Annotated in this window: 16 protein-coding genes; 9 read left to right on the forward strand and 7 right to left on the reverse strand. The window is 66.3% G+C overall.

The features are described 5' to 3' along the window. Positions 1-27: 27 nt before the first annotated feature. From hemQ to hemL, 6 genes are all read left to right on the forward strand, one after another. On the forward strand, positions 28-735 hold the full coding sequence (gene hemQ / locus QWJ37_RS05340; protein WP_227903603.1) for a hydrogen peroxide-dependent heme synthase: 708 nt from the start codon (positions 28-30) through the stop codon (positions 733-735). 65 nt (positions 736-800) lie between these two features. Further along, on the forward strand, positions 801-1928 hold the full coding sequence (locus QWJ37_RS05345) for a ferrochelatase (RefSeq protein WP_227903984.1): 1128 nt from the start codon (positions 801-803) through the stop codon (positions 1926-1928). Next, positions 1928-2884 carry a hydroxymethylbilane synthase gene (hemC, locus tag QWJ37_RS05350; protein WP_227903601.1) on the forward strand — a complete coding sequence of 319 codons (957 nt, stop codon included), beginning with the start codon at positions 1928-1930 and terminating at the stop codon, positions 2882-2884. Before QWJ37_RS05345 ends, hemC begins: the two co-directional genes overlap by 1 nt. A 21-nt stretch (positions 2885-2905) precedes the next feature. Then, the gene (locus tag QWJ37_RS05355) at positions 2906-3772 is read left to right on the forward strand and encodes a uroporphyrinogen-III synthase (protein ID WP_290244524.1); all 867 of its coding nucleotides are present in this window, start codon (positions 2906-2908) and stop codon (positions 3770-3772) included. Between the two features lie 32 nt (positions 3773-3804). Further along, positions 3805-4788, forward strand: coding sequence for a porphobilinogen synthase (hemB, locus tag QWJ37_RS05360; RefSeq protein ID WP_227903598.1), 984 nt, complete (start codon positions 3805-3807; stop codon positions 4786-4788). Further along, on the forward strand, positions 4788-6125 hold the full coding sequence (gene hemL / locus QWJ37_RS05365) for a glutamate-1-semialdehyde 2,1-aminomutase (RefSeq protein ID WP_227903595.1): 1338 nt from the start codon (positions 4788-4790) through the stop codon (positions 6123-6125). The genes hemB and hemL overlap by 1 nt, the downstream gene beginning before the upstream one ends. Positions 6126-6184: 59 nt before the next feature. Here hemL and QWJ37_RS05370 read toward each other — a convergent pair whose 3' ends face one another. The 4 genes from QWJ37_RS05370 to QWJ37_RS05385 all read right to left on the reverse strand — a co-directional run bounded on the left by QWJ37_RS05370 (position 6185) and on the right by QWJ37_RS05385 (position 9895). Further along, positions 6185-7024, reverse strand: coding sequence for a MetQ/NlpA family ABC transporter substrate-binding protein (locus tag QWJ37_RS05370; protein WP_290244527.1), 840 nt, complete (start codon positions 7022-7024; stop codon positions 6185-6187). Between the two features lie 128 nt (positions 7025-7152). Beyond that, positions 7153-7950, reverse strand: a complete 798-nt coding sequence (locus QWJ37_RS05375; RefSeq protein WP_227903590.1) for a methionine ABC transporter permease — start codon at positions 7948-7950, stop codon at positions 7153-7155. Continuing rightward, positions 7947-8927: an ATP-binding cassette domain-containing protein gene (locus QWJ37_RS05380; RefSeq protein WP_227929558.1), complete on the reverse strand. Its 981-nt coding sequence runs from the start codon at positions 8925-8927 to the stop codon at positions 7947-7949. The genes QWJ37_RS05375 and QWJ37_RS05380 overlap by 4 nt, the downstream gene beginning before the upstream one ends. A 245-nt stretch (positions 8928-9172) precedes the next feature. After that, positions 9173-9895 carry a 3'-5' exonuclease gene (locus QWJ37_RS05385; RefSeq protein ID WP_290244532.1) on the reverse strand — a complete coding sequence of 241 codons (723 nt, stop codon included), beginning with the start codon at positions 9893-9895 and terminating at the stop codon, positions 9173-9175. A 75-nt stretch (positions 9896-9970) separates the two neighbouring features. On the opposite strand from QWJ37_RS05385, the gene QWJ37_RS05390 reads away from it, so the two are divergent. From QWJ37_RS05390 to QWJ37_RS05400, 3 genes are read left to right on the forward strand one after another with little or no spacing between them, the layout of a single operon-like run. Further along, positions 9971-10402 carry an MGMT family protein gene (locus tag QWJ37_RS05390; RefSeq protein ID WP_227929560.1) on the forward strand — a complete coding sequence of 144 codons (432 nt, stop codon included), beginning with the start codon at positions 9971-9973 and terminating at the stop codon, positions 10400-10402. Positions 10403-10414: 12 nt separating this feature from the next. Further along, positions 10415-13750, forward strand: a complete 3336-nt coding sequence (locus QWJ37_RS05395; protein ID WP_290244536.1) for an ATP-dependent DNA helicase — start codon at positions 10415-10417, stop codon at positions 13748-13750. Continuing rightward, complete coding sequence (locus QWJ37_RS05400) at positions 13747-17217, forward strand: ATP-dependent DNA helicase (protein ID WP_290244538.1); 3471 nt, start codon at positions 13747-13749, stop codon at positions 17215-17217. The genes QWJ37_RS05395 and QWJ37_RS05400 overlap by 4 nt, the downstream gene beginning before the upstream one ends. A gap of 30 nt (positions 17218-17247) precedes the next feature. Here the strand turns inward: QWJ37_RS05400 and QWJ37_RS05405 are convergent, their stop codons facing one another. From QWJ37_RS05405 to QWJ37_RS05415, 3 genes are read right to left on the reverse strand one after another with little or no spacing between them, the layout of a single operon-like run. Continuing rightward, positions 17248-17937, reverse strand: a complete 690-nt coding sequence (locus tag QWJ37_RS05405; RefSeq protein ID WP_227903577.1) for a hypothetical protein — start codon at positions 17935-17937, stop codon at positions 17248-17250. Further along, on the reverse strand, positions 17934-18866 hold the full coding sequence (locus QWJ37_RS05410) for an ABC transporter ATP-binding protein (protein ID WP_290244541.1): 933 nt from the start codon (positions 18864-18866) through the stop codon (positions 17934-17936). The genes QWJ37_RS05405 and QWJ37_RS05410 overlap by 4 nt, the downstream gene beginning before the upstream one ends. Further along, on the reverse strand, positions 18863-19243 hold the full coding sequence (locus QWJ37_RS05415) for a GntR family transcriptional regulator (protein WP_227903570.1): 381 nt from the start codon (positions 19241-19243) through the stop codon (positions 18863-18865). Before QWJ37_RS05415 ends, QWJ37_RS05410 begins: the two co-directional genes overlap by 4 nt. Between the last annotated feature and the right edge of the window lie 72 nt (positions 19244-19315).

Consider the following 19315-nt stretch of genomic DNA (forward strand, 5'->3'; position numbering starts at 1 on the left):
CCACAAGCAAGGGGCAGACTGTTAATCATGACTGAGACGATGGATCAGAGCGCCTCCGGGGCGGCTGAAAACGAAGAGCAGTTCTTTACCCTCTGGACCGTATTCAAGCGGTCCGGGGCGCCCGCGACACCGGTCTCCGACGGTGCAGTGGAGGCCTTTGAAACCCTCGCGAAGGACCTCGGCGCCGACAACGTGACACTGCGCGGCCTGTACGACGTCTCCGCCATGCGCGTTGACGCGGACGTGATGGTCTGGCTGCACGGCAGCAAGGCCGAAGCGCTGCAGGCAGCCCTGCGCCGGATCCGGCGCACGGAACTGTTTGCGAACACCGAAATTGCCTGGTCCGCCATGGGCGTGCACCGCGATGCGGAGTTCTCGAAGAACCACTGGCCTTCCTTTGCCCGCGGTATCGAGCCCGAGGCCTGGATCTGCGTCTATCCTTTTGTCCGCTCCTACGAGTGGTACCTGCTGCCCGCCGAGGAACGCGGCAAGATGCTGCGTGACCACGGTATGCTGGGCCGCGAATTCCCCCAGGTCCTCGCGAATACCGTAGCTTCCTTCGCCCTGGGCGACTGGGAGTGGATCCTTGGCCTGGAGGCCCCCAATCTGGTTGATCTGGTCGACATGATGCGCCACCTGCGCTCCACTGAAGCCCGCAACCATGTCCGCGAGGAAGTTCCGTTCTATACCGGCCGGCGTATCCCGGCCGCCGAAGTTGCCGAGGTACTTAAATGACATCCGACCTTTCCCACGAGCCCGCTGCGTTCAACCCGCTGGAAGGGGTTGACGAAAACGGGCGCATGGAACCGAAGCATTACGACGCCATCCTGCTGGCATCCTTCGGCGGCCCGGAAGGCCAGGAAGACGTAATTCCTTTCCTGCGCAACGTCACCGCCGGCCGCGGTATCCCCGATGAGCGGCTGGAGGAAGTCGCCACGCACTACCGGGCCAACGGCGGCATCAGCCCCATCAACGCCCAGAACCGTGCGCTGAAGGCTGCACTCGAGGCTGAGCTGGAACGCCGAGGCGTGGAGCTGCCCGTACTGTGGGGCAACCGCAACTGGGCGCCCTACATCAAGGATGTCCTGCAGGACGCCTATGACACCGGGTACCGCCGGATCCTGATGGTCACCACCAGTGTTTACTCCTCCTACTCCAGCTGCCGCCAGTACCGCGAGGACCTGGGCATGAACCTGCTCAAGACCGGCCTGGACAAGAAGCTGCAGGTGGACAAGGTACGTCAGTACTTCGACCACCCGGGGTTTGTGGAGCCGTTCGTCGAAGGCGTGCGCGAGTCGGTCGCCAAGGTCCGCGAACAGCTGGAGGCCCGGGGCATCACGGACGGGAAGATTGAAATCCTCTTCTCCACTCACTCCATTCCCACTGCCGACGCCGAGGCCTCCGGCCCCCGCGACCGGGAGTTCGAAGAAGGCAGCGCCTACGTTGCCCAGCACCTGGCCAACGCCCGCGCCATCATGGACCGGATCCCCGAAGCCGCAGGCCTGGACTGGCAGCTGGTCTACCAGTCCCGCTCCGGCGCCCCGCACATTCCCTGGCTGGAACCGGACATCAACGATGCCATTGCCGAACTGCCGGCCAAGGGCGTCAACGGCGTGGTGATTGTCCCGCTCGGCTTTGTCAGCGACCACATGGAAGTCCTCTGGGACCTGGACACCGAAGCCATGGATACCTGCAAGGAACTTGGCCTCGCTGCAGACCGCACTCCGACACCGGGCATCCACGACACCTTTGTCTCCGGCCTGGTGGACCTGGTCCAGGAGCGCACGGCGGAGAACAACATTGCCGACCGTCCCGCGCTGACCGCACTCGGTCCGTGGTACGACGTCTGCCGTCCCGGCTGCTGCGCGAACCTGCGCGGCGAAAAGCCGACCATCGCCGGCGCTGATTCCACTGTGGGTGTCGAATAGTGGCCCACTCGCCCGTCCTGATCGGGACCCGCGGCAGTGCCCTCGCCGTTACGCAGACCACCACGGTGTCCGAAGCGCTTTCGGCCCTGGGCGGGTTCGACGTCGAACTGGTGCGCGTGCGTACCGAGGGGGACATCAACCGTGCCGCGTTGTCCCAAATCGGCGGAACCGGGGTTTTTGTCGCTGCACTGCGCGAATCGCTGCTGAGGGGGGACTGCGATGTCGCCGTGCATTCGCTCAAGGACCTTCCGACGGCTGCGGCCCCGGGCCTGGCGCTGGGTGCCATTCCCGAACGCGTGGACGTACGCGACGTGCTCTGCGCCCGTGACGGCCTGACCCTGGCGGAGCTTCCGGCCGGAGCCAAAATCGGCACCGGCTCGCCGCGCCGTGCCGCACAGCTGCGGGCCGCCCGCCCGGACCTGGAGATCGTGGACATCCGCGGCAACGTGGATACCCGGCTGGGACGCGTGGCAGGACTCGTGGCAGGCGCGCCGGGAGACCTCGACGCCGTGGTGCTCGCCGCGGCCGGACTGGCCCGGCTGGGCCGTCTGGGTGTGGTCACCGAGTTCATTGATCCCGCCGTGATGCTGCCTGCCCCGGGCCAGGGCGCCCTGGCCGTGGAGTGCCGTACCGCCGATGCCGAAGACGGCGCGCTGGCGAAGGCACTGCAGGCATATGACCACCGGGACAGCAGGCTCACCGTGGCCGCTGAACGCGCCATGCTGGGCAGGCTTGAAGCCGGATGCACCGCCCCCGTAGGCGCACTGGCGCATGTGGAGGAAGGCACCATCAGCCTCGAAGCAGTGGTCTGCAGCGATGATGGAACCCGCCTGCTGCGGCGCAGCGCCGCCGTCGCGGACCTCAGCGAAGACGCAGCCCGCGCCCTCGGCGTGCAGGTTGCCGAGGAACTGCTGGCAGCCGGCGCCGGGCAGCTCACAGATCTGCCCGCCAGCTGATGCTCCACGGGTCCTGCTGAGATGGCAGCCACCAGGCATAACGGTCCGGACCTCACCGGACTCAGCGTGGTGCTTCCGCGTACCCCGGACCGGGCCTCGGCCATGGTCCGGGAACTGGAGGACTGCGGTGCAGCGGTAGCGCTGATGCCGCTGATCGACTTCCAGTTCCCCGCGGACACGGCGGCACTGGACGGAGCACTGAATGCGCTCAGGGCAGGCCGGTTCGCCTGGGTGGTGTTCACTTCCGTGACAACCGTCCGGGCCGTCACGCACCGGTGTGCTGCCCTGGGGATCCGCCCCGGATCCGTGGTTCCGGCGGATACCCGGATCGCGGCGGTGGGTGCGGGCACCCGGCATGCCTTGGAGGAGGCAGGTTTCGACGTCGATTTTATGCCCGACTCGGACCAGTCTGCCCGCGGACTGGCTGCGTCCTGGCCGGACCCCTCCGGCTCAGACCCCGAAGGGGGAGACCTGCGGGTCCTGCTGCCCCAGGCGGACATTGCCGACCCTTCGCTGCATGACGCGCTGACCGCCCTGGGCTGGGAGGTGCGTGCCGTCACCGCTTACTGCACCGTTGATTTCCCGGCGCCGGGAATGCGCTTCACCCCTGAGGTTCCCGCTGACGGACTCCTGGACGCTTCGGCGTTCCGCGCCCTCACGCCTGCCGGGCCCCGCGCCGTCGTCCTGACCTCCCCGAGCATTGCCCTGCGTTTCGCAACGCGGTGTTCCCCGGTACCTGCGGGCACACTGCTGGTGGCGATCGGAGACAGCACAGCCGCGCAGATGCGCGGGCTTCACCTGCCGCTGCATGCCGTGGCGGAACACCCGACTCCCAAGGGAATAGCGCAGGCACTGTCCGTTGCTATGTCAACGGGCTCCAAAAACTAGCTCCACCAATACCGGAAGGCAGACTTACCTCTATGAGCTTCCCCCAGCACCGTCCCCGCCGGCTGCGCACCACACCCGCCATGCGCCGCCTGACAGCCGAATACCGGCTCGATCCGGCCGAGCTGATCCTGCCCGCCTTTGTCCGCGAGGGGATTACCGAACCCAATCCGCTGACCTCCATGCCCGGCGTTGTCCAGCACACCATGGACTCCCTGAAGAAGGCCGCCGCGGAAGCAGTGGAACTCGGGGTGGGCGGCATCATGCTCTTTGGCATCCCCGCTGAACGCGACGCCGTGGGCAGCGCCGGCACGGACCCCAACGGCATCCTCAACCGCGGCATCGCGGCGGTGCGCGAAGAAGTGGGGGACGAGCTGGTGATTATGAGCGATGTCTGCCTGGATGAATTCACCGACCACGGACACTGCGGGGTGCTGGATGACAACGGCGTGGTGGATAACGACACCACGTTGGAAATCTACGGCCGGATGGCTGTGGAGCAGGCCCGCGCCGGCGCCCACGTCCTGGGCCCGTCCGGCATGATGGACGGCCAGATAGCTGTTATCCGCCAGGCTCTGGACGAGGCCGGCTACCAGGACGTTTCCCTCTTCGCCTACGCCGCCAAGTACGCCTCGGCGTTCTACGGACCGTTCCGTGAAGCGGTGGACTCCCAGCTCAAGGGCGACCGCCGGACCTACCAGATGGAAGCTGCCAACCGCCGTGAGGCGCTCCTGGAAGTGGAGCTGGACCTCGAAGAAGGCGCCGACATGGTGATGGTCAAGCCGGCCATGAGCTACCTGGACGTGCTGGCCGACGTGGCCGCGATGTCACCGGTGCCGGTGGGCGCTTACCAGATTTCAGGCGAGTACGCGATGATTGAAGCTGCCGCCGCCAACGGCTGGATTGACCGCCGCCGGGCCATCGAAGAGTCGGTGCTGGGCATCAAGCGGGCCGGCGCGAACATGATTCTCACCTACTGGGCCGCCGAGCTGGCAGCCTGGCTGAAGGAAAGCAAGTAATGTCCTCACCTGTAACACCGTCCTCCAATGACGAGCTTTTCGACCGTGCCCGGGCCCTGATGCCCGGCGGCGTGAACTCCCCGGTCCGGGCCTTCGGCTCGGTGGGCGGCACGCCGAAGTTCATGGTCTCCGCCAAGGGGCCGTACATCACCGACTCCGAGGGCCGCGACTACGTGGACCTCGTCTGCTCGTGGGGTCCGGCGCTGGTGGGCCACTCGCACCCGGACGTGCTGGCCGCCGTGCACGCGGCCGTCGACAACGGGCTCTCCTTCGGCGCTTCCACCCCCGCCGAGGCAGAGCTGGCGCAGCTGGTCATGGACCGCGTGCCGGCTGTGAAGCGCCTGCGCATGGTTTCCACCGGCACCGAAGCCACCATGACCGCCATCCGGCTGGCCCGTGGCTACACCGGCCGGAACCTGGTCATTAAATTCGCCGGCTGCTACCACGGACACCTGGACGGCCTGCTGGCCTCCGCCGGCTCCGGCCTGGCCACGCTGGCCCTGCCCGGCTCCGCCGGCGTCACGGCAGCCACCGCTGCCGAGACCCTGGTGTTGCCGTACAACGATGTTGCCGCCGTGGAAAAGGCCTTTGCCGAGCACGGCTCCGACATCGCCGCGGTCATTACCGAGGCTGCCCCCGCCAACATGGGCGTGGTGACCCCGGACGAGGGCTTCAACGCCGCACTGTCCCGCATCACCGCCTCGCACGGTGCCCTGCTGATCCTGGACGAGGTCCTCACCGGCTTCCGCACCGGGCCGGCCGGCTACTGGGGCCTCACCGGCGGCGCAGCCGACGCGGCGGAGCGCTGGACGCCGGACCTGTTCACCTTCGGCAAGGTCATCGGCGGCGGCATGCCCGTGGCGGCCCTGGGCGGCCGCGCCGACGTAATGGACTATCTGGCCCCGCTGGGACCGGTCTACCAGGCCGGAACCCTCTCCGGTAACCCGATCGCCATGGCCGCCGGCGTGGCCACGCTGAAGGCAGCCACCGCCGAGGTTTACGCCACGGTGGACGCCCGCAGCGCGGAGCTCTCCGCCGCGGTATCCGCCGAACTGGACAAGGCCGGCGTGGACCACAGCATCCAGCGCGCAGGCAGCCTGTTCAGTGTCGCCTTCGGCACCTCCGCCACCGGCGTGCACAACTACGAGCAGGCCCAGGCGCAGGAAGCGTTCCGGTACCGGCCGTTCTTCCACTCCATGCTGGACTCCGGGGTGTACCTGCCGCCGTCCGTCTTCGAGGCATGGTTCCTTTCCGGTGCCCACGACGACGCCGCGATGGACCGCATCTACGCGGCGCTGCCGGCAGCAGCCAAGGCGGCCGCTCAGGCGCAGCCCTGATCCTGACGATAAAAAACCCCGCACCTGGCAGGTGCGGGGTTTTTTATTGTGCCTGAGGGCTAGAACGCAGCGGTCACGTCGCCGTTCGGCCAGGTTTCTTCAATGAAGGCCTTGGTCTCGGGGGAGTGCAGCAGCTCTTCAAGCTTGTCGATCCGGGCATCCTTGCTGCCGGCCTTCCAGACCAGGAAGTTCGCGTAGGGGTTCTCCTCCACGGATTCCACCAGCAGGGCGTCATCGGTGCTCAGCCCCGCCTCGAGGATGTAATTGCCGTTGATGATAGCCAGGTCCACCGTGGGATCACTGAGATCGTTGACCAGCAGTTCGGGCTGGTTTTCCTGGAAGTCCAGGTTCTTCGGGTTCTGCTCGTCGGTGAGGGTGAGCACGGAGGAATCCTCGGCAATGTCTTCGACGAGGCCTGCATCTTCGAGCATCTTCAGGGCACGGGCCTGATTGGAGGGATCGTTGGTGACCATGACGCGGGCACCGTCTTCAATGCTGGAGACGTCCTTGTGCTTCTCCGAGAAGGCGGCGTACGGCTCCACATGGATGCCGGCACCGTGCTCGAAGTCGTAGCCCTGGCTTTCCATCTGGGATTCCAGGTACGGCAGGTGCTGGTAGTAATTGACGTCGCTGTCGCCGTCATTCAGGGAGATGTTCGGCGTGATGTAATCGTCGAATTCCTGGATCTCCAGTTCCAGCCCGGCCTCTTCGGCGAGGTTGTCACGGACAAATTCCAGGATCCGGGCGTGCGGCGTCGGGCTGGCGCCCACGGTCAGGGTTACCGGATTGGCGGGGTCAAGGCTCTCCACGGCGCTGGGGGCGGAATCGGATCCACCACAAGCCGTCAACGCCAGAGCCGTGGCCACACCGGTGGCAACGAGGGTTAGTGCTTTACGCATCGAGTGCGTTCCTTTCGCGAAACCCGTGACGGAACTCCGCCCGCGGGTGGGGTGCAGCTAGCGGCTACTGGCTGCAGATCCGGGAATCAGTCCGGACGCTGCCCGGACTGTGCGGAAAACTGAGGGAATCAGACTGCGGCACCGTCCCGTTCGCGGTCCGCTCCGCCGGCAGGGCGCACGGCTGCTGCGGCGTCGGTACCCGGGACAGCGGCGGCCGGACGGCGGCGCCTGCTGCTGCCCGAGGCTGAACGGTGGTCCACCCGGCGGGAGAACCAGTCGCCCACCAGCTGGATGATCTGTACCAGCGCCACAATGACGACAATGGTCACGAGCATTACCTGCGTGTCGAAACGCTGGACGCCGTAGTTGTAGGCCAGCCGGCCCAGGCCGCCGCCGCCGATGATGCCGGCCATGGCCGAGTATCCGACCAGGGTCACCATGGTGGTGGTCAGGGCAGCCACCAGACCGGGCATGGCCTCGCGCAGCAGGACCTTGGAAACCACCTGCATCTTGGTGGAGCCCATCACCAGGGCGGCATCGATCTTGCCGCCGGAGACATCACGCAGGGCGTTTTCCACCAGGCGGGCGAAGAACGGAATGGTGGCGATGCTCAGCGACACGGACGCGGCCACCGGGCCGATGGAGGTTCCGGTAACCAGCCGGGCCAGCGGGATGAGGGTGACGGCCAGGATCGCGAACGGCACCGACCGGGTGATGTTCACGATGATGTCGCTGACAATCCGGTTCGTGATGCGCAGCGGCCGCAGCCCGCCCGGCGCGCTGGTGTGCAGGAACACGCCCAGCGGCAGGCCGATCAGCAGCGTAAAGAAGCCGGAGATGCCAACCATCTGCAGGGTTTCAACCACTGCTTCGGGCAGTGCCTTGGTAATACCGGGATTGTCGAAAAGCTCGGTCAGGAAGTTCATGCGGCCACCTCCACGGTGACGCCCTGCAGGGCGAGGTATTCATGGACGGCGGTCATGTCGGTATGCGTGTCCAGCTGGATGCGCAGCCGCCCAAAGCGGGTACCGGCCAGCAGCTCAACGCTGCCTGCCAGGACGTTGACGTCCGTGTCGAAGCGGCGGGTCAGCGCCGAGAGCACCGGGTCCGACGTGGTCTGCCCGGTAAACAGCAGTTCCAGCACCGGTCCGCCCGGGGACGGGGGCGTGGCCGGCAGCGGAATGAGCTGCTTGGCGAGCCGGCCGCGCAGATCCGAGGCAACCTCGCGCAGCGGTCCGTGCTCGACGACGCGGCCCGCCTCCAGCAGAGAGACGGAATCGCAGATGCGCTTCACCACGTTCATTTCATGGGTAATGATCAGCACCGTCAGGTCCAGCCGGCGGGTCAGGTCCGAAATCAGATCCAGGATGTCATCGGTGGTTGCCGGGTCCAGAGCGGACGTGGGCTCATCACAGAGCAGGACATCAGGATCCGAGGCCAGTGCCCGGGCAATGCCGACGCGCTGCTTCTGGCCGCCGGAGAGCTGGGCGGGATAGGCGCCGGCAAAACCTTCCAGTCCCACCAGGCCCAGCAGTTCCCGCACCTTGGCGTCGATGACGCTCTTTTTGGTTCCCACCAGTTCCAGGGGATGGGCGATATTGGCTGCCGCAGTCCGGGAATCCATGAGGTTCGCGTGCTGGAACACCATGCCGATGCGGCGTCGGGCCGCGCGGATCTCAGAGTCCTTTACGGCCGTCAGTTCGCGTCCGTCGATGGTCACGGAGCCCGACGTCGGCCGGTCCAGCAGGGTCAGGCAGCGCACCAGCGTGGATTTACCGGCACCTGAATGCCCGATGATGCCGTGGATGGAGCCTTTCGGCACGCTGAGGCTGACGCCGTCCAGGGCGGTGACATCGCGCTCACCCTGCCGGTAGACCTTGCGGAGGTCGGTAACTGTGATCATTGGTCCTCGTCATGTGCGTAAGCGGCCGGACAGGGGCGTGCCTGGAGAGGGCACTCAGGGGTGCCTTGGCCAAGGGCCGGCCGTGCGGAGGGTGCCCGCCAATCTCGTGGCGCGGGGCGGGATGCGCGCGCATGGTGCGCGGGTACGCCCGGGCGCCATCAGCGCCTGACACAACTACCAGTATCTCATGACACCAACAGGCGTCCTGCCAAGGTGACGGCCTGTGACGACTGGCCAAAGACAGGTCAGGCCGGGGCCGGCACCGCCAGCGGATCAAGGTCCGGTGCCTGGCGCAGGGGCCAGGCACCGTCGATCACGGCCTCCGGATCCCGGCGCCGCAGGTATTCCTGGAAGCTGGCAGCCTGGGCGGCGGCCCATCCGATCTGGTACTGGTGCAGTTGTGCGGCTTCGCACTGCAGTTCCGGGTACTTCGCGGCCATGACCGCTGCCACGGACAGCGTGGCGGCAACGTCCGCAGCCGACGTGTGGGCATTCTCAAAACCGACACCGTAGTGTTCCGCCATGGCCGTGAGGGTGCGCTTGCCGCGGCGGAACCGATCCACCTGCTTGTCCAGGATGTACGGATCAATCACCGGGAACGGGGTCGGAGCGGTGAGGCCGAAGCGCTCGCATTCCCGCGCCAGGACCGTGAAGTCATAGCAGGCGTTGAACGCCATCACCGGGATCCCGGCGGCGAAGAAGCCGCCCAGCACTTCGGCGACTTCCGCGGTCACGGATGCCGGCGATCCGCCCTCTGCACGGGCACGCTCGGTGGTGATGCCGTGAATGGCGGCCGCTTCCGCGGGAATGGGTATTTCCGGATTGGCCAGCCACTCATGGTGCTGCAGCGTGTCACCCCTGCCGTTGACCAGAATAATGGACGCGGTGACTATCCGCGCGGTCTGCGGGTCCCGGCCCGTGGTCTCCAAATCGAAGGCGGCCCGGGGGAGTTCATGCCAGCTGTTCATGCATCAAACGTACCGGCGGGCACCGACAATCCCGGAATTGGCGGGGTGTGCCGCGGCCTCGGTACCCTACTGGATATGCAGGCGGAGTATGCGGATGCGGTGCTGTCAGTAGCGGATCTCATTCCGTCCGGCCAGGTGCTGTCCTACGGCGACATAGCCGAACTGCTCGGAACAGGCGGCCCCCGCCAGGTCGGTGCGGTGATGTCCGCCCGCGGATCGGAGGTCTGCTGGTGGCGGGTACTGCGTGCCTCCGGTCAGCCGCCCCGGTGCCACGGCGGACAGGCATGGGAACATTACCGGCGGGAGGGCACCCCTGTTCGGGGAACGGCCGACGACGGCGGCAACGGTTACCGGGTGCTGATCGGTACGGCGCGCTGGCAGCCGACGGAGGAGCAGTGGAGGTTCCTTGATGAGCTCCGGAACCGGCTTCGCCAGGCTGCGGATCCCGTACCCGGCGCCGCACCACACGCGGGTTCGGCGGATAACAGGAATGTCAGTGGGTCATGATGAAGTGGAGCCATGAGCGTTAAACTCCAACTCGTTTCACCGGCTGCTGCTGCAGCCGGTGCCCCGCAGCTCAGTGCTGACCAGCAGGCCGTGGTGGACCTTCCCGCCGGAAGCGGTCCGGTGCTGGTGCTCGGGGCACCTGGAACGGGTAAATCCACCGTCCTGGTGGAAGCCGCCGTCGCCCGCATTGAACGGGACGGGCTGGATCCCGCGAACCTGTTGATGCTCGCTCCGACCCGGCTTGCCGCGGCGGGGCTGCGCGATGCACTGTCCGCGCGGCTGCAGGGAACACTAAGCACCGCTCCGGCGCGGACCTGGGCGTCCTACGCCTTCGACCTGATCCGCCGCGCCAAGACCGAAGGCAGGCTCCCGTACCTCACCCGTGCGCCGAAACTTCTCTCCGGTGCCGAACAGGACGTGATCATCAAGGAACTGCTGGCCGGACACGGGCAGCATGGCGTTCCGCAGCTGCCGTGGCCCGAGAGCCTGGACCTTGCTTTGGGCACCCGCGGGTTCCGGCAGGAAATCCGTCAGCTTTTCGACCGGGTCATCGAATACGGCATTTCCGCCCAGGAGCTGCGGGAACTCGGACAACGGTACGGCCGCCCCGACTGGGTGGCGGCGGGAGACCTCTATGCCGAGTACCGCGATGTCCTGGACCTGCGGATGCCGGAGTCCTTCGACCCGGCGGGCATCATTACCTCAGCGCTAAACATCCTGCGCTCCGATCCGGAGTTCCTGGCCGCCGAGCAGGACCGCCAGCAGCTGGTGCTGGTGGATGACCTGCAGGAAGCCAACCCCGCCATCCACAGCCTCTTCACACTTCTGGCCGGCACGGGGGATTCCGTGGCCACGGCGTGCCCGGACACTGTGGTCCAGGGCTTCCGCGGTGCCCGCCCGGACCTGGTGGGCAAGCTGGGCAACCGTTTCCCCGGCGGTATTCAAACGCACGTCCTCACTACTTCGCACCGGCTGACCGGTGAACTGGCCGGGGCCTGGATCCGGACCGCCGCACGCATATCCGTGGTGGGGTCACTGCCGTCCTACCGCACTGCGGTTGCCGATGCCCGGTTCCCGTTCCGCAAGGCAGCCGCAAGCCCTGCAGCTGCCGGCGCCGCGGACCTGTCCTCAACTGCGGATCCGGCCCGAACTCCGGATCTGCCCGATTCCGGGGACGAAGCACCTGCTCCCGCCCTGGTCCCCGCCGCCGAAGCCCACGTCGTGGATTCGCCCATGCATGAGCAACGCTATGTTGCCCAGCGGATCCTCGAAGCCCAGCTGCTGCACGGGCGCTCGCTGGAGGACATGGCAGTGATCGTCCGGACCGGTGCGCAGCTGGCCGCACTGCAGCGTTATCTCTCGGGCCAGGGAATTGAGGTCAAGGTTCCGGTTGCCGAAAAGGCGGTCCGCGACGAAGCCGCAGTCCGTCCGCTGCTGGACGCCTTCGCCGTCGTCCTCGATCCGGACCTGCTGACGCCGGAACTTGCTGTTTCACTGCTGACCTCCCGCATCGGCGGTGCCAGCACCCTGGAACTGCGCCGGCTGCGGCAGGCGCTGCGGCGCGAGGAACTCAGCGGCGGCGGCGGGCGCACCAGCGACGTGCTCCTGGTGGAATCGCTGCTGGACCCGGAATCGTCGTCAGGGCTGGCGCTTGCCGGCCTGCAATGGGATGCCCGAACCGCGGCCCGGCGCATCGCCGGAATGCTCACCGCCGGACGGAAGGCAGCAGCAGAACCCGGGGCCACCGCGGAAACAGTTCTCTGGGCGCTCTGGTCAGCATCGGGCTGGTCCAAAAAATGGGCCGAGACGGCACTGGCGGGCGGTCCCGCCGCGTCCCGTGCGGACCGGGACCTGGACGCCATCATGGCCCTGTTCCAGACTGCTGAACGCTACGTCGACCAGCTGCCGGGCTCCACTCCTGCACAGTTCCTGGATTACCTCACGAGCTCGGAGCTGCCGATGGATACGCTGGCTGCCCGGGCCCAGCGCCGGGAAGCGGTGGAACTGCTTACTCCCGCCAGCGCGGCAGGACGTGAGTGGCCAATGGTCATAGTGGCCGGGATCCAGCAGGATGTTTGGCCCAACCTGCGGTTGCGCGGGGAACTGCTGGGAAGCGGGGAACTGGTGGCGGCGGTGGAGCACGGAGACAGCTTCCGGGCCCACCGCGACCCGCTGACCCTGATGCAGTCCATCCGCTTTGATGAGCTGCGCAGTTTTTCCACTGCCATCTCGCGGGCAACAGAGGTACTGATCTGTACCGCGGTGTCCTCCGAGGACGAACAGCCTTCGCAGTTCCTGGACCTGGTGGCGCCGCTGGAACCGGGCGCCGAGAAACGCGCACGCACCGAGGTACTGCGGCCCAGCACGCTGCGCTCGCTGGTGGCGGAACTGCGCAGGTACGCCCAGCAGCCCGACGCCGACCGGGGTGCGGCGGATGAAGCGGTGTACCGGCTGGGCACCATGCTCAATCACCAGGTTCCCGTTCCGGGCGCGCACCCTGATTCGTGGTGGGGCCTGGCGTCGCAGTCCACGGACGAGCCGATCCTCCCGCCGGATGCCCCGATCCCCGTGTCCCCTTCCAAGGTCGATGCCGTCCTGAAGTCGCCGCTGAGCTGGTTCGTTTCCGCAGCGGGTGGTGAGCAGGCGACGGATTTTGCCCGCTCACTGGGGACGCTGGTGCACGCCATTGCCCAGGACATGCCCGACGCCGCAGGCAGCGAATACGTAGCCGAGCTGCAGAAGCGCTGGCCGTCGCTGGGCATGAAGGAGAATTGGGAAGGCCAGATGGACTTCCACCGGGCCGAGACAATGGTCCGCAAGCTCGCCGAATACGTGATCAGCATGCGCCGCAGCGGACGGTCCCTGGCCGGCGTGGAACAGGACTTCGAGGTGGAGCTGCCGGTGGAGATCAACGGTGCCGAACGTACGGCCCTGCTCCGCGGCCAGATTGACCGGTTGGAGAAAGACGCTGACGGACGGCTGTTCATTGTGGACCTGAAAACGGGCAAGTCTGCGCCGAAAAAGGATGACCTTGCGGGCCATCCGCAGCTGGCGGCCTATCAGGAGGCTATCCGTGAGGGTGCCTTCCCGGAGGCATCACAGGCCCCCGGCGGTGCGGCGCTGGTGCAGCTGGGTACCACCAACAAGGGCGTTTCCGTCCAGGAGCAGCCACCGCTGGATCCGGAGGATACCTCGGCACGTGACATGGTCCGGGAGGCCGCCCGGCTGATGTCGGCAGCGTTCTTCGAAACGGTTCACGATCCCGGCCGCAGCGGGTTCGGCGGCAACGGCTGCCGGCTGCCGGAAATCTGTCCATTGTGTGCTGAAGGAAAGCAGGTCACTGAATGAGTGCCGTCACTGACGAGGGCTCCAGCGGAGCGCCGGAGGCTGCACAGGCGCCGAAGTACAGCGCCCGCGAGCTTGCCGAACTGCTGCACACCGATCCCCATTCCCCGGTGCAGTACCCCACACCGGACCAGATCGGCATTATCGAAGGTCCGCTGGAGCCCCTGCTGGTGATCGCCGGCGCCGGGTCCGGGAAAACCAAAACCATGGCCGACAGGGTGGTCTGGCTCGTGGCCAACGGGCTGGTCCGGCCGGAACAGATTCTGGGCGTGACCTTCACCCGGAAAGCGGCGGGCGAACTCGCCAGCAGGATCAGGGGACGCCTGAACCTGCTGTACCGGCAGCTGGACGGGGCCGAGGGGCAGGCCGGAGCCAACGGGGAACCAGGTTCCGGCGGTGACGAGCGCCTGGACCCCAGCGTTTCGACCTATCACTCCTACGCCAACGGAATCGTGAACGACTACGGTCTGCGGATCGGGGTGGAACGTGATTCGGTGATGCTCGGCGGTGCCCAGGCCTGGCAGCTGGCCAACGAAGTGGTGGAAGCCTACTCCGGCGAATACGACCATTTCACTGCCGCGAAATCCACCCTGGTCAATGCCGTCCTGCAAATGGCGGGGGAGTGCTCCGAGCATCTGCGCACACCAGCCGAGGTGCGGGCCGAGCTTCAGACGCACGTAGATGCGGTTTCTGCGCTGCCGTATCACTTCGGCAAACCCAAGGAGCCCACGCAGGCTGCCCGGAAGCTGCTCAACCGGCTGCGTACGCGCATCACGGTAACGGAACTGGTGGAAGCATACCGGCGGGCCAAAGCCGAGCGCCGGCAGCTGGACTTCGGTGATCTGGTGGAGCTTGCTGCCAGGATTGCCGCCACTATTCCCGAAGCAGTGGAAATGGAACGTGCCAAATACAAGGTGGTCCTGCTGGACGAATTCCAGGACACTTCCCACGCGCAGATGGTGCTCTTCTCCAGCCTGTTCGGTGACGGCCGGGCCGTGACGGCCGTAGGCGACCCGCACCAGTCCATCTACGGTTTCCGTGGCGCCTCCGCCGGCCAGCTGGGGACGTTCCGCGAGAAGTTCCCGCTGATAGGCGAACACCGCAGGGACCTGGCGCCGCTCGCGAACCTGTCAGTGGCCTGGCGTAACTCCACATCCGTGCTGGCCGCCGCCAACACGGTTGCCGGGCAGCTCAACGATGCCGCCCCCTGGCTGAAACACCAGCGGCTCCCGAACGTGCCCGCACTCGAAGCCAAGCCGAACGCGCCGGTCGGGGAAGTCTATTTGGGGCGCTACCTGTGCGACGTATCGGTGGAACCGGGCAAGGGCAACCCGGAACGGATCCTCGGAGAAGCTGAAGCCGTGGCAGAGCAGGTGGCCTACCACCGGGAGCGGTTCTTCGAACGCGATGAGCGGAACCAGGGGGTCCGGCCGACCGTGGCTGTGCTGTGCCGCGGACGGAAGCAGTTCGAACCCATTCGGAAGGAACTGGAACTGCGCGGCATTCCCGTGCAGATCGTTGGACTCGGCGGACTGCTGTCAACACCGGAAGTCGTGGACCTCCTGGCTGTCCTGCGGGTGCTGGGCGATCCGGGGCGTTCGGACTCGATGCTGCGTATCCTGGCCGGGGCGCGCTGGCGTCTGGGCCCGGCAGATCTGATGGCGCTGGCTGATTGGTCCCGGCATCTGGTCCGGGTCCGGGAACGGGCAGTGCGGGTGGCCGATGCTGCGGAGATTCACGGTCCGGACGAAGCGCCGGACCTCGTGGTGGAGGCCGATCTCGTGGAGGCAGGGAGCCTTGTGGAAGCGGTGGATTCCCTGCCGCGGCCCGGCTGGGTTTCCAACGCGGGCCGGTCCCTTTCCGAAGAGGGCCTGCGCAGGCTGACAGTGCTGCGTGATGAACTGCGGGACCTGCGCGGGTTTGTGGGCGAGGACCTGACCACACTGATCGGGGAAGTGGAGCGGCGGATCCTGCTGGACATTGAAGTGGCGGCCAAACCCGGTGTCACGCTGCACGAATCCCGCCGCAACCTGGACGCCTTCATTGACGCTGCAGCCACGTTCAGTTCTGCTGCGGAACGGGTAGACCTGGCCGCGTTCCTGGCCTGGCTGGAAGCCGCCGACAGCGAGGAAAACGGCCTGCCCGTCACGCCGCTGGAACCCAGCCGCGAAGCGGTCCAGCTGCTCACCGTCCACGCCTCCAAGGGCTTGGAATGGGACATTGTGGTTGTCCCCGGCCTGAATGAAGCATCCTTCCCCAGCGATAAGGATTCACGCTGGAGCAGCGGCGACGCGGCCGTGCCCTGGACCCTTCGGGGGGACAGCCTGGACCTGCCGCAGTGGGAATGGGACCAAATTGACCAGAAGACCTGGCTGGAGAGCGAAAAGCTCTTCAGCGAAGATGCGAAGGGGCACGCAGAGCGGGAGGAACGCCGGCTTGCCTACGTGGCCTTCACGCGCGCCAAATCGGTGCTGATCTGCACTTCCTCCGCCTGGGGCGGCGGACGCTCCAAACCGCTGGCACCATCCCGGTACCTAAGGGACCTCTATGACCTGGAGCAGGAGGGCGCAGCCGGTTACCGGCTCCTGCAATGGGTCAGTCCCGAGGATGAAGGGACCGAGAACCCGGCGAACGCTGAAGCGGAACGGGCGCGCTGGCCGCTGGATCCGCTGGGAGCGCGCCGCCCGCGGATGGAAGCGGCGGCCCGGTCCGTCCTGGCTGCTGCGGAGCGGCAGCCCGCTGACCGTGCCTTGTCCCCGGACGGCGCGGATGTCCCGGTGCCGGACGGCCGCTGGGGGCGGGAAACGGAGCTGCTGCTGGCTCGGCACCGGCCGCCGAATGAAGTGGTGCAGGTGGAACTCCCCGCCCACATCTCGGCGTCGATGCTGGTGGACCTGAAGGATGATCCGGCTGAGGTGACCCGTCAGCTTCGGCGTCCGGTTCCCCGCCAGCCCGGTATGGCCGCCCGCAAGGGCACCGCGTTCCACGCCTGGGTGGAGGAGTTCTTCGGTAGCAGCGGCATGCTGGATATCGACGAGTACCCCGGGGCTGCCGACGCATACGTGGATGAGGCGTACCAGCTCGAGGACATGATGGCGACCTTCGAGGCATCCGAATGGGCGCAGCGGACGCCCGCCTATATTGAGGTTCCGGTGGAAACCAAGGTGAACGCCGTGGTTGTCCGAGGGCGTATCGACGCGGTTTTCCAGGACGCAGACGGCACCTGGGACCTGATCGACTGGAAAACCGGTGCCCCGCCGTCGTCCTCGAAGCTGGACGTCCGCGCGGTGCAGCTGGCCGTATACCGGCTTGCCTGGTCCCGGCTGAAGGGTGTGCCGTTGGAGAAGGTCCGCGCCGCGTTCTATTACGTGGCGGCGGACAAACTGATCCGGCCGTTCAACCTGGCCGGGGAAGCCGAGCTGGAGCGCATCATCGGTGAGGCAGCGAAGACCCCGTCCGCCGGATTCTGACCCGGCGGACAGGGTGGCTGGGGCTTTCGCCTACGGGACTGCCCGCCGGAGGGTGGCGTAGGACGTCAGCGCAAGAAGCGCTCCGGCCGCAAGCACCCAGCCGGCGAGGGAGAGCGGTGTCAGTTCCATGATCCAGGCACCCACTGACGGCCAGGCGTCCTGCCAGGTGATCAGGGCGATGACTCCCAGCAGCACTGCCCCGACTCCGACCAGAGCCGCGGTCAGGCCGACGGTCCGCCACCGCTTGTAGATCGTCGAACTCCAGAAGCCCGCCAGGAACAACAGGATGGTGACTGCGAAGTAGAACAGGATCTGGGTGTACCAGGCGCCCTCCGCAATCCACGGGATGGCGAAGATGGCTCCGCCCATGCCCCACCCGTCGGTGGCCTGCTCGATCAGCCCCAGGATCCAGTACACAACTGCCAGTACCAGGGCCACGCCGGCGAACAGCCCCACGGTCCCCATGTAGAAGGAACGCCGGCTGGCACTCATGGCCTGGGAGAAAGGGAAGAGCAGTGTCATGGCCTGGATTCCGAGTGCAAAGAAATACCACATCACGGCCTGCCCGGAGCCTGAAATGACGGTGGTGGCGTCATCAGGGACCATGGCGAAGATGGCCAGGGAAATCAATGTTGAGGCCACGAGGATGATGAGCGGGGTCCACAGGTAGATCCACTTGTTGGTCAGCTGCATCCTCGCAACGGCTAGTGACTGGTTCATTTGAACACCTCCAGGCTAGGTGCGCCGGTGCCGGGTTTCTCCAGGCCATCGGGTTGCAGGGATTTCCTGACTACGAGTTGCTGCAGGGACACGGGTGTCAGCTGCAGTCCGAGTTCGGCGGCTTCCCGGCGCTCGCCGTCGTCCATTCGGTGCTCCAGGGTCAGCGACACGAGCGAACCCAGGGATTCGCGGTGCAACACCGTCCGGCCGGAAGCGAAGGCCTCCACGACTTCCGCCGTTCCGGTCACGGTGATGGCACTGCCCCGGATGTTCTCGGCGTCATCGTCCAGGACTATCCGGCCGTCGTCGATCACGATGATGTGTTCCAGCAGATTGGCCACCTCATCGATCAGATGTGAGGAAAGCAGGATGGTGCGCGGGTGTTCGGCAAAGTCCTGAACCAGCCGGTCATAGAAGATCTGGCGGGCAACGGCGTCGAGGCCCAGATAGGGTTCGTCGAAAAACGTGATGTCTGCGCGCGAAGCCAGTCCGAGGATCACGCCGACGGCGGAGAGCTGGCCGCGGGAAAGTTTCTTGATCCGGCGCTTCAACGGGAGGTGAAAGTCTTCCGCGAGGGAGGCGGCGTATCCGGCGTCCCAATTGGGGTAGAACAGCCGGGCCGACGCGAAGGCATTCGCGGCCGTGAAGTCGTCCGGATACTTCTGCGACTCGCGGACAAAGCACAGCCTGCGCAGCACCCGCTCATTTTCGAAGGGGTGTTCCCCAAAGACCCGCACCTCACCCGCGGACTCAAACCCCTGGGCGGTCAGGATCGACATCAGTGTGGTTTTACCCGCCCCGTTGCGGCCGAGCAGCCCGTAAATCCGGCCGCCGGAAATGCTCAGGTTCACATTGTCGAGCGCTAGCTGGTCCCGGTAGCGGCGTGTCAGGTTCCGGGTTTCTATCACGTTCTCGGTGCCGGCGGTCATGGCGCCATGCTCCCTTCGGTGTCGGCGGTGCTGCGGTGGATTAAGCCGGAGAGCTGCTCGTCATCGATCCCGAGCCTCCGGGCTTCGAGAGTCAGCGGACGGACATACTGCTGATAGAACTGCTCGCGGCGCTTCTTCAGGACGGCTTCCCGGGCGCCGGGGGCAACAAACATGCCGATGCCGCGGCGCTTGTAGAGGATGCCTTCATCGACCAGGAGGTTGATCCCCTTGGCTGCGGTTGCCGGGTTGATCCGGTAGAAGGCGGCGAACTCGTTGGTGGACGGCACTTGGCTTTCCTCTCTGAGGATTTCGTCAAGGATGTCGCCTTCGACGCGTTCTGCGATCTGCTGGAAGATCGGCCTGCTGTCATCAATCAAAGCGGCTCCTGCGCTGGGTACCCGGGATCGAACACGAATCCCGTCCGGGTGGTTATTTGGTTCATTACTTGT

Source organism: Arthrobacter sp. YD2 (assembly GCF_030410475.1).
Taxonomy (GTDB): domain Bacteria; phylum Actinomycetota; class Actinomycetes; order Actinomycetales; family Micrococcaceae; genus Arthrobacter_B; species Arthrobacter_B zhangbolii.